Genomic DNA, 10,783 nt, shown 5'->3' on the forward strand with positions numbered 1-10,783 from the left:
TGTATTATTATGTTATATGGATTTCCAGATTATATAATCTAGAACTCATACCGATCATTCTCTTGAGGGTACTCGCGGAGCAGGTAATGATGTAGTTCGAGTTGAACTATTTCGTCATTATCGATATGTGTGAAAAAGCATCTTACTTTAAAACAAAAAATAATACAGCAGCTAATGCAACCAAGGTCACACCATTAAGCACCAAACTATATTTCAATTTTGCCTCTACACTGTTAAGAGAATTCTGAAAGTTGTCAGTTACATCGGAAAGTTGTTGTAATGCAGCATTGGTGGAATCAACAATGGTTTCTCTGTCTTTTTCAAATGATGAGACTTTTTGCTTATAGTCTGTCTCTATCGAAGATATTAATTCCCTTACCTTGCTAGTTAGGGTACTTAGAGTTGACACGTATTCAGATGTCGCGTTCTTTAATCCATCGTATGAACCGACTGTTTTCTCAACTTGTTTACGTGCAGAGTCTATGTTTTGAAGACTTTGTTCCAACTCCTTAAGTGAGTTGTTGATTTTCTGATCTATCATAATTGGGCGTATTTATATGTTATTCTATTAATTGCTGTTACATGATCATCCAGTTGGATTGCCAATTGTATTTTATTTATGTATTCTTTGTTTTTAATTGCAGAATGAGCAATAAGGAGATTTGTATACTCGTCAATTAGGTCAGCCTTTCCACTGTTCATATATATATTGTACACAGCCTTATAGTCATTGTATAGTTCTTCTTCTAACATTTCATTAGATTGTTGCCCTAAATACAATATACAAAATACGTTTAGGAGATTAAGAACAGGGTTAACGTCAAGGATTGCACGACGAATAAGACGAACAGCACCTTGAAGGTGTTTGATATTATCCATCTGAGAGTCATTATTTACGATTTCAGGATCAACGACTCTCATATACTTCATTACAAGTGCGAAATCTGTAATCTCGGATTCAGAATGAATGTCGAAGTTCGTATCGTCTTTAAGGGAGAATGGAACATCCCTATTTAAATTTGAATCATATGTGACAAATTCCTCACGAGCATACTTAGAGTTAAAATAGTAATAAATGAAATCTTTAAGATCTTCATTCGTTTCTTTCCAATCCTTATCAGAACTTATAGCCATATTGCAGAACTGCTCCATATCAAGTATGCCCCTTGCTCGTTTATCGGCAATACTTTTATATATGAATGATGTAAGATGTTGCAAACATGCCATTATAACACCCTCATCTTGAGCAAGTTCTTTTACTTCTTGCATCATTACTTCTGCTCTTTCTGCAGAATAATATTTACGGTAATAGAAACGCAAGAATTCCAAATACTTAGATTCATCTTGGCATATTGTCGTTATACGGAATGTATGTTTTGCGTAATCTTCGGTGAAATCATCTATCAATCCGATAATACACATTCTGTATATGGCCTTCTGGATCGCATCTTTGTAAATCGCGGAACCATAGTCGTAAATATAACTATATCCTCTATCATTCTTGAGATTTTTTGCATTCCATGTGCTAAATACGGGCATATTTCTTGCAGATAGGAACCTGTTATAGTTATCTAGCACACTTTCATCTTCTTCGTATGATATATAATAAGTAAGTACGCTACCTTTTTCATATCTTTCAATATATTGAATTATACCGTTTGATTTTGCAATAGTAGGAGATTCTACACCAACAAATTCTTCGTTACTGATTCTAACACGCAAATTGTTCATCAGTAACTTCATAACGTATAGTTCAAATTCCTCACCTAAGAAATTGCTGTCATAGAAGAATTTGTTATTGGTATAGTCTGCCGAGAATTGTTGCCACTCATTAGTTTTTACATTCTTTACCCAAAACTTTTTAGGTGAATACATAATAGTAGCGAGTGCCATTTTCTTATCGCGGCCAGCACGTCCAGCCTCCTGTACAAATGATTCCAATGAACCAGGATAGTTCAAATGGAATGTCAAACGCACATTTGACTTGTCAATACCCATTCCAAAAGCTTTTGTTGCAACCATCACGTTTGTTCTGCCTTCAAGGAAATCATCTTGGCAGGAAGTATCATCACCTCCTTTATAAGATGATATACTGCGTAGACCATTATTGCGTAATGTGGATTCAACAGTAGGTACACTATTACGGACATAGCTTTTTTGTTCTCTATTTGCCCGCAAACAGAAAACGATTCCTGCTGTTTCTGTTTTCGTTTTATTATACCAATTAGTACCTACATTAACGTCAAGTTCCGTATCGTAAATGTCGTTTACGATGTCGGATCCCATCAGATTTTCTCGTTCAACAAAACGATCTTTAATGAATTCTACTGCATCTTCATCTTGGATTTCCGAAATTTTCTTTGTGGCATCATCTATGACTTTGATAAGACAATCTTCCTTCAGTCCATCAACATCCCTTGATTTCTCAATGTCATCAGCATCTACTTTATAGACATTATACTGCAGCTCTAAGCGATTGGTGTTCTCGTATCTTACTGTTGCGTCATCTTCTAGAGAATATGATTGTCTTCCAGAGAGTTCGCGTTCAACATCAGCCAAAACGTCAAATGACGCAGTAGCTGTTAAACCAAATAATGAAATGTGATTATCCTCGCCATCTATTTCCTTAGGAAGAACGTAATTGTATAGATTCCTTCCTAAGTGTAGATATGCAAGGCGAAAATCATGCCCCCATTCGGAAACACAATGCACCTCATCTATGACTCCATAAGCAAAATAAACTTCAGATTCTCGCATAGAGCGCAAGACCTCTCTAAACTTATGTATGCTTAATCGTTCCGGTGATAGGAACATAATCTGTATCTGAGAAGCTGTAAGAGCATTTTGACGACGCCATCCTTCTTCCCAGTCCTTTGTAATATCACTATTAATAAAGGAGATGTTATCAATACCAACGCGTAACAATCCATCATATTGATCTTTCATCAATCCCTTTAGTGGATCAACAACCAACGTAATAGCTGGTTGTAGCATTGCAGCCAACTGATATGTCAATGACTTACCTCCTCCAGTAGGAAGCAAACCTATCACACTCTTTAACTGTAATGCCCTGCTAAGAATAGGAAGCTGTCCTGGACGGAAATCTTCTTTTCTGAATATAAGGTTCAGGAAATACCTAAGATGTTTAGATTGTTCTTCATTAACTTCATAGATTCCTCTATCATTCTTTTCTACAAAAGGTTTGTATTTAATGCGTTCTGTTGTATATAAATATCTTTCTTCAAAGATAGTTTCTGAAGAGCGAACAATAAAATAGCAATCATTGTTTGCTTTGTATTGTGAGAAAACGACCTTGTCTGGCTCAGAATATTTATCTACAGACACATCTATGATTATATCGTATGATTCTGTCGTATTTGCCGTTTTTTTATTAAATAGTCTTATCTCTGGTAATGTTTCGTGATTGTACATTTCCGTCATGGCAATAAGATGCTCATACATTTCTGAGAAATCGTCTATAGCCAACTGTGCGACATCAGTACCATCTTCAATTACTAGAATATTCCAATTGTCTTTAATAATAGGCAACCTATCAGAAATCATAGCTTCTACCAGAGTTTTTTGTATTCTGGCAATAGCCATGTATTCCTTTTGCTTTTGCTGTTCGGGATGTTCTGCAAGTGCATCATCAATTCTTTTGCTTGCCAAAGTTGGGCATCCACGTGAAATGAGATTGCTTATAAGAGCTAATGTAGGACATAGATCTTTATGAGCAGTCATATCAAAGGGAGCCAAGATCTCAAAAGCAGCATTCTTTATGTCGCAATTTTCTATCTTGTCACTATACAAAGCATACTTTTGAATAGGTGCAAAATATTTGTATTCATGAAGAATATCTTTTGCTTTATTCAGTAGATATGTGAAGCTCTTGATTAAACAACCATAAGCATGACCGTTTGGGTGTCTACCAAACAAAGTATCACGAAAATCCGTGAATACTCTCAACCCTTCAGACTTAAAATAGTTCTTGAAAGTGTTGATGCGACTCTCGTTTAGATTTGCAGGACCTATACATAAAGCAATGTGTCTTTGGCCAGACGAGGTTATCATTTTTGACACCCCTTTCAAACTGACAGCTTCAATATCAAGGATGTTAGAAAAAATGTGAATTGCACATGATTCTTTTACATCAATGGATATGATAGAGTTGCTATTGTCGTAATCTGAAGGAAGATATCTAGATTCAAGGACAATCTCTGTGCTTTGTCCAACAAGTGCTTGAGAAACATGTAGAAAAGCTCTATCTCTTGCCACATCAGAAGGTTCTTCCAATGTAACTTTCCTAAGATTTGCGAGCAATCCGCATTCCCTTAGTATTTCGACGCATGCAACAGTTCCTATACCCTGGCCACATCCCCAGTCATAAATTTCCAATCCTCCCTTTAATGCAGAGAATGGAAATTCTTCTCTTTCAAATGCTCTCAGAAGTTTCTTGTAATGCATCGGTCCATATGCAGCCAGATATGCATTGCATTGATCCTCAGTTTCGAGGACTGCGGTTCCATGTTCCAATGTACGACCCTGTGAATCACAAAATGCCCAAGGACATAATTTATATTGGGGCACAACATATTGAGTTGCAACCCTTGTCATATCCTTAACTGTAAGATTTTGTATTTTCTTTATATCTGAATTGTAACTCATTTTCCTGTAATTGTTTCCCCCCATGGGTTTTCTCTATGACATTTATAGTTAGCGGCTGCAGATTGTTTACTTGTATTAGCATAGCAATATTCACACATGTGAATGCAAGTGTTATACTGACCGATGTCTTTACTTTTCATGCAACCGCAGAATTCTCGCTGACCTTTATCTCGATTGTCACCTCTTGTAGCATACTGGCCATTGCCAAGAATTATTGCATCTTCGGGAAGAGGTTCTGATTCTCCAAAGAGGTCTTGCTCTGGCATTGGCTTGATGTCTGCTTTAAGGAAAGTCATAAGTTCCTTGTCATGATAAGCTCTGCGAATTATCAGTTCGTCATCAATGCAATGGTTCGGTTCAACACCTGGATATCTTCCTTTTTCACCACATGTGGCAAGTTTGTAATTCCAACCTTTACGTTTGTTCAGGTCAACCAACCTATTGGCAAAGTCTATCATTTGCTCTTCCGTCCATTCATGATATGGAACTCCATTAGCTTCAAGATTTGACTTCACTTTACGATACAATGCTATGTCTGCAAAACTGAACACTAGTTTTTCCGTATAACCTATCAGTTGATCACCTATATTCTCTATCTTCTTCAGCAACTTGTCAATGTCAATATCATCAGTAAGCATAAGTGGATCAAAACGCCAAACAACGCTTCCAAAGCCAAGTGCATCTACAAGTCTTTTGAATGTATCAATTCTCACAGCAAGAAGAGGAACACCACGTTCAAGTCTTTCCTCTTCGTAATCATTGAGAGAGTATTGTATGTAACAACCAATACCTCGCTCTTTCAACTCATCGAGATGAGTGAGAAGTGGACGAGGATTTTTTGACCAGAATATGATGAAACGTGTTTTGTCATAGGAAACGTAAGACTTTACACCATTGAAAGGGTTTGTCCAGGCTGAATAACCAATTTCAAGACGTTTGAAAAACCAGTCAGCGTAAAAAGCTGGAATGTCAGTACTTCTGCTTGCTGACACAATGATGGGGGCTTGCGCTTTGACAAGTCTCCCATCAATCGTTAAATCTGTATGTTTCCAAGTTGCCATGTGAGGAAATGTTAGAAATCAAAATCAAGAGAATCTACTTTACGACATAAGTAATCATATACCTGCTTATGATATTTGTTACCTAAAGAGATTATTTGCTCAGATGGAGTTGTTCTATATTGAGCATACATTTGATTAAATATATTTCCCAAAGCAGGATCAAGACGTGCTATCCTCGGTTCCTGAAGCATGTCACCCATTTGCATACCTTGCATATGATGGTCGTAAACAGCTGTTGAAGACTGACCGAATATGTCATAAGGATTTGGATTATAGCTCGTACCCTCAGAGTGTGCAAAAAGATGATAGAATACCTGGTTATATTCCCAAATTACAGAGAATCTATAAACAAACAAGTAGGGATCATGTTGTTTGTTTGTTTGGGCTATGGCCTTGCAGAGCATATAGTATGTTAGACCGACAGCTCTCTTTATTGAATCATTGTCGCGGAAATGGTCACCTTCCATCATCTTTCCAAGCGCTAATGCTAGTGAATCGACATTGGCGATACATTTCAATTGTGATGGATTCGCGATAATAGAATTCAATGCCTTTAGTCCGTATTGTTGTGCGCTTGAAGTGTTTCCATTTGCTGCAGCTTCACGAGCTAACTTCGCATATTCCTCACATTCGCTGGTACCATTGTTAGATGAAACAGACTTCAATGGATCATTAGATTGTGTGCGGTACTCAATGAATGTGTTTCTGTCATACATATGCAGAACACATTTGCATATTTTGCCGTTTTCGTAGTGAACCAATAGTCCATAATCAGCAAGGTCAATTTCTTGCCAACCGAAAGGAGTTAGTGCATTGACCTTGTAACCTCTTAATTCAACGGATGTGTCTGTCTTACGCACTACACGCATTGGCTTGTCTGCCATGTTAGGTTTGCCAGCATCATCGTTGAAAATCTTAATAATATAACCATCACCAGGCTGGAGTTGATATCCACTACATCCATTGGTATTTTTAACTACACTCACAGTACGAAGGCATTCCTGCAACCCCATTTTGGGGTATGCACCTTCGTATCTTTGATGACAGTTAGACTTAAATACAAAAGGCTCAATCGTCATCATTCTTGCTCGCGCTGCTTGTTCTTTTTTAATGCGAGCCTGACGTTCTTGTTCTTCTTTACGTTGTTGAGCCTTACGAGCTTCTGCTGCAATTCTTTGGCGTTCAAGCTCTTCTTGACGCTCTTTTTCTTTGCTATTTCCGAATAAAAAATCTAATAATCCCATAATTTTATTGTTTGTTATTAATATAAGATTCCACAATCATATGCAAATTCAGATTTATTCTGAACTTCAAATATGTCAACAACTTTATTGTCTTCAATAGTGACTTCTACAAGTTCCCTTATTAATCCATCCCAATCAGACCAGAAACAACAAGTAACGTAGTATTTGTTATTTATGTCAGACTTTACGACTTCAGGAAAAAGATCATAAGCTGTCAACTGGTTTACGACCCATTGATCTGATTCTTCGATTGTTCGTAAATCCTTAAGGTCTTCTTTTGAGAAAATGTAGGTGCGGCTATCATATCCACCATGCCAGAATGTAGGTAGTATATGCCATAGACTGTACAAAAGATATGCTTGCCAGGCTCCATCAAGAGAGTCTTCGACTTCAATATGCTCAAAATAGTTGTAATTGTCTATACCATCGCTCGTTTTAACGTATAGATTGCTCTTGTCGCCAAGCCCCTCATGTTTTGCCTTGTCTACAAGCAAGGTATATCCTTTGGGAAGAGATAACTTGTCTAGACATTTAAGGAATCTATCATATTGTTCCATTTGAGCAAGTGCAACTAGTGATCTTCCTATAACTATTTGTCTAGAAGATGCTTTAATAGAGTTGCGGTTTTGAGACGCAAACATATATCCTAAACTTGCTTCTTCTTGATGGGCTTTTTCTATTTTTTTCTTTGCTTCCGATTCTTTATTTTTGTTCTTTTGCCTTCTATCCTTTATTCCCCCGTCAACTAGAAGATATGGAATTAGCAGGAAAACCACAAGTGGAGCAAGAGCAATGATGAGAGCATACAAATACCATGGTTCTTTTTCTATTGAATTATCGCTCTTAAATTTGGCATATAAAAATACCAATAATAGGATAATCCACGAAACACCGTATATAACTAATGCAATTTCCATCTAATTTTAATTATGGGTAAAACACCAATACATTTCGTATTTTAATCGTTCTTCGCTTTCTATACAATTACTGTATGGAGTTTGTTGGAGAGCTGCATATATTTGTTCTATAATAATGTCTGCAGCTGCTTTTGGCACATATCCAGCATTATTATAGTAGCTTTCTATCATGTTAAACACATAACCCTTCAATGCTTCCTTCAAAGGCATTCCATAATGCTTTGCATTTGAAAGATTAGAATTCAGCTCGTTTTTGAAAATTGACACCATGTCACCAAATTGCAGATTCTTATTTGCTGCTGGATCACAAGTCAAATTGAATGGGTTAAACGAAGTCTCCCGAATCATCTTGCTAAATCTATCTTCTTTATAAGCTGGCGACCCGAAGTCTTTTGATAATTCCGCAGCGAGTTTTTCCAATCTCTGTTTTTCTGCTTGTGCCCTCAAACGAGCTTGGCGCTCTGCTTCTTTGCGACGGTTTTCAGCAAGGCGTGCTTCACGTTCCTTGGCAATACGCGCTTCCTCAGCCTTGTGCTGACGCTCCAGTTCGGCAAGACGCTCTCTTTCGAGACGTTGCTTTTCCTTCTTATTTCCGAGAATAAAATCTAAAAGTCTCATATTTTATTAATTTCCAATGTTTAACAATGTCAAATTCTTTATTATAATTTATTTTTTCAGTTTCCTAATTCTTTTATACGAATTAGACACCATTTTATTCACACCTGGGAAAGAAATGGTTTCTCCCAACTCCGTGATTTCATATGGTGAATCTGGAGAGAGCGTATATTCGTTGTCGGCATATTTATAGTTGTCAATAGCAGATTGATAATGCTTAATGGCATTTTCAACATCGCCATCTTTACGACATTTCTCTGCCATCATATATTCATGGCCTACATTCATTATATCATACCTGTCCATAGCTATTTAGTATTCTATTTCGTTATACCTCCTCGTCTCCCTAAACGTAATCACTGGAGTTACTTTCTTCAAGATTTCTCCATCGACTATACTTTCGTATGGGATGTTGGTTGTCAGTTCGGCTTTCAGCCAATCGTTATTCCACAATGGTTCCACTGTCTTGCCTGCAACGAGTTGGCATAGGCGTAAGGTGTATGGTGATGTGCCTTGCTTCTTGTCCTGGGTGTATGTCATATTCTGTAGCCAAAGCTGGTTGTATGAGGAGTTTGGCTGGTTGCAGAGCTTGTGATACACTAAGTCGATGATGGAGCGCTTCTCGTCCATGTCCTTCAGGGAATCGATCATACGACTGATGATGCGAAGGGCATAGTGGCTGCAACCGACATTCTCAAGTGCTATCTGGGTGCAGACGGCAGAGAGAGCACGAACGCTACCACCAGGGATGTAATATGGTTCCTGCGCTTTCTTTCGATCTGTTTTTACAAGATGACCATCATCGCTTAAATCAACATCACCCCATAATATACTATCTGTTTTCTTTTTCTCATCTTGCGGATGGAGCCACTCTCCTATACGTTTATCAATATCTGACAGCATTGTCTTTATTGAACCACTATCTGAATATTGACGAGCAAACATTAAGATAAAGAGTAAATGCTTTTCGTAGCTATCGAAATCAACGCCTTTCTTGTTGAAGATAGGAGTGTTGTAGATGTAAGCCAGCTTGTCAGACTTGACAGCATCAGTCACAATGCTGTCGCTTATCTTTGTCTTCTGGCTATTCATGCGAAAACTCAATCGCTCCAGAACCTGCTGCAAGATGTATGAGATGTCTTCGAGTGCCTCACGATTGCTACAGAAGATACGGTAATCGTCACGATAGCGGATAATCTCGTATGGAGGAAAGGTTTTGCCTTGTTCCTCGTACTCCTTGGCTTTGGCTTGCAATGATTCGTGCAACAGAAGGTCAGAATAGCCAAGGATTATCTCACCGACAAAGTCAAAAATGGCACTACCTTGTGGAATGCCGATGTTGCGACCTTGCTGGAATGCCCTTAGATAGCTCTGGATATTTTGGGCGATTACGCTTTCATCCTCTTTTTTGTAAGAAGTTCCTTTGAGCATAAATGCCCAATCGAATGCCTGAGGGTTGACTGAACCATAGCAGTTGGTGATGTCCGTCACAAACATATAACGATACTCCAATGACAGTTCAATGGAACGTTGCTCCATACTATTCCACCAATTATTGATGGTCGTTGCCTTATGGAATGGCTCTTTCTCATTAGGGATGACTGGAATTGCACAAGATGTGATATGAGGGACATTGAACTTCTCAAACAAATCTTTTATTACTTGCCAATTGCTTTCGCAACAAACCTCTCGCACAAGGAAGTAGTAGAGGAAAGGATTGGCTAGGATGATAGGACGAACGGCATAGCGTCCATCCTTGTTGAGCAAGATATCAAGATTAACATCTGAGAGAGAGTCTGGAGAAACACCTTTTTGTAGGCATTCTTCATAAGGAATGGTCCTTACCTTCTCACGGACATACTTCAGAACTTCATCAAACGTAAAGTACTCTGGTAGTTCAAATCCATGATATTGCTCAGATTTCATGAAGAAGTCCATCGCTTCATCATGATTCAAGGATAATATATTTCTAGCGGCTTTGCTCATATAGGTGTCATCAGCGATTATTCATCTGTAGAATTGTCAAATTTTGACCACAAAGATAGTCATAAAATTCGGAACACAAACAAAAACACCTAAGAATCTTCGTTTTTTAGCTACATTTTAACAGCTGAGAGCGACTTGCAGGTACAATTTGCTGCAAATCGCTCTAGATTAACGTGAGTTCGACGAAATATAAGTGTCTAAAAATTTGGTGATTAGCGAAAATTGTTGTAACTTTAAGGTGCTAAAAAATCAAAAGTTTACAAACAATAATCGCTATGATCACCGAGGACAAAGT

8 protein-coding genes are annotated in these 10,783 nt (G+C 37.9%); all 8 read right to left on the minus strand.

The genetic code is table 11. The features are described 5' to 3' along the window. Nucleotides 1-142: 142 nt before the first annotated feature. The 8 genes from CIK90_RS11040 to CIK90_RS11075 are packed head-to-tail and all read right to left on the minus strand — an operon-like array spanning nucleotide 143 to nucleotide 10,488. Nucleotides 143-541, minus strand: a complete 399-nt coding sequence (locus tag CIK90_RS11040; protein WP_094465400.1) for a hypothetical protein — start codon at nucleotides 539-541, stop codon at nucleotides 143-145. Continuing rightward, on the minus strand, nucleotides 538-4,665 hold the full coding sequence (locus tag CIK90_RS11045; RefSeq protein WP_094465414.1) for a DEAD/DEAH box helicase: 4,128 nt from the start codon (nucleotides 4,663-4,665) through the stop codon (nucleotides 538-540). Before CIK90_RS11045 ends, CIK90_RS11040 begins: the two co-directional genes overlap by 4 nt. Further along, nucleotides 4,662-5,726, minus strand: coding sequence for a DUF1848 domain-containing protein (locus tag CIK90_RS11050; RefSeq protein ID WP_094465402.1), 1,065 nt, complete (start codon nucleotides 5,724-5,726; stop codon nucleotides 4,662-4,664). The genes CIK90_RS11045 and CIK90_RS11050 overlap by 4 nt, the downstream gene beginning before the upstream one ends. An 11-nt stretch (nucleotides 5,727-5,737) precedes the next feature. Beyond that, a complete protein-coding gene (locus CIK90_RS11055; protein ID WP_144007270.1) occupies nucleotides 5,738-6,970 on the minus strand; it encodes a hypothetical protein in 1,233 nt (410 codons plus the stop codon). A 17-nt stretch (nucleotides 6,971-6,987) separates the two neighbouring features. Then, nucleotides 6,988-7,887: a hypothetical protein gene (locus CIK90_RS11060; RefSeq protein WP_094465406.1), complete on the minus strand. Its 900-nt coding sequence runs from the start codon at nucleotides 7,885-7,887 to the stop codon at nucleotides 6,988-6,990. Nucleotides 7,888-7,893: 6 nt separating this feature from the next. Beyond that, a complete protein-coding gene (locus tag CIK90_RS11065) occupies nucleotides 7,894-8,505 on the minus strand; it encodes a hypothetical protein (RefSeq protein ID WP_094465408.1) in 612 nt (203 codons plus the stop codon). A 48-nt stretch (nucleotides 8,506-8,553) separates the two neighbouring features. Continuing rightward, complete coding sequence (locus CIK90_RS11070; protein ID WP_144007271.1) at nucleotides 8,554-8,808, minus strand: hypothetical protein; 255 nt, start codon at nucleotides 8,806-8,808, stop codon at nucleotides 8,554-8,556. A 6-nt stretch (nucleotides 8,809-8,814) separates the two neighbouring features. After that, entirely contained in the window at nucleotides 8,815-10,488 is a 1,674-nt protein-coding gene (locus CIK90_RS11075) for an RNA-directed DNA polymerase (RefSeq protein ID WP_094465412.1), read from the minus strand. Nucleotides 10,489-10,783 lie beyond the last annotated feature (295 nt).

Source organism: Prevotella sp. P5-126, assembly GCF_002251185.1.
GTDB lineage: Bacteria > Bacteroidota > Bacteroidia > Bacteroidales > Bacteroidaceae > Prevotella.

Excerpts from the sequence above, each read along its gene's own strand:
- CIK90_RS11040 (WP_094465400.1), bottom strand. The coding sequence starts at position 541 with ATGATAGATCAGAAAATCAACAACTCACTTAAGGAGTTGGAACAAAGT.
- CIK90_RS11045 (WP_094465414.1), bottom strand. The coding sequence starts at position 4,665 with ATGAGTTACAATTCAGATATAAAGAAAATACAAAATCTTACAGTTAAG.
- CIK90_RS11050 (WP_094465402.1), bottom strand. The coding sequence starts at position 5,726 with ATGGCAACTTGGAAACATACAGATTTAACGATTGATGGGAGACTTGTC.
- CIK90_RS11055 (WP_144007270.1), bottom strand. The coding sequence starts at position 6,970 with ATGGGATTATTAGATTTTTTATTCGGAAATAGCAAAGAAAAAGAGCGT.
- CIK90_RS11060 (WP_094465406.1), bottom strand. The coding sequence starts at position 7,887 with ATGGAAATTGCATTAGTTATATACGGTGTTTCGTGGATTATCCTATTA.
- CIK90_RS11065 (WP_094465408.1), bottom strand. The coding sequence starts at position 8,505 with ATGAGACTTTTAGATTTTATTCTCGGAAATAAGAAGGAAAAGCAACGT.
- CIK90_RS11070 (WP_144007271.1), bottom strand. The coding sequence starts at position 8,808 with ATGGACAGGTATGATATAATGAATGTAGGCCATGAATATATGATGGCA.
- CIK90_RS11075 (WP_094465412.1), bottom strand. The coding sequence starts at position 10,488 with ATGAGCAAAGCCGCTAGAAATATATTATCCTTGAATCATGATGAAGCG.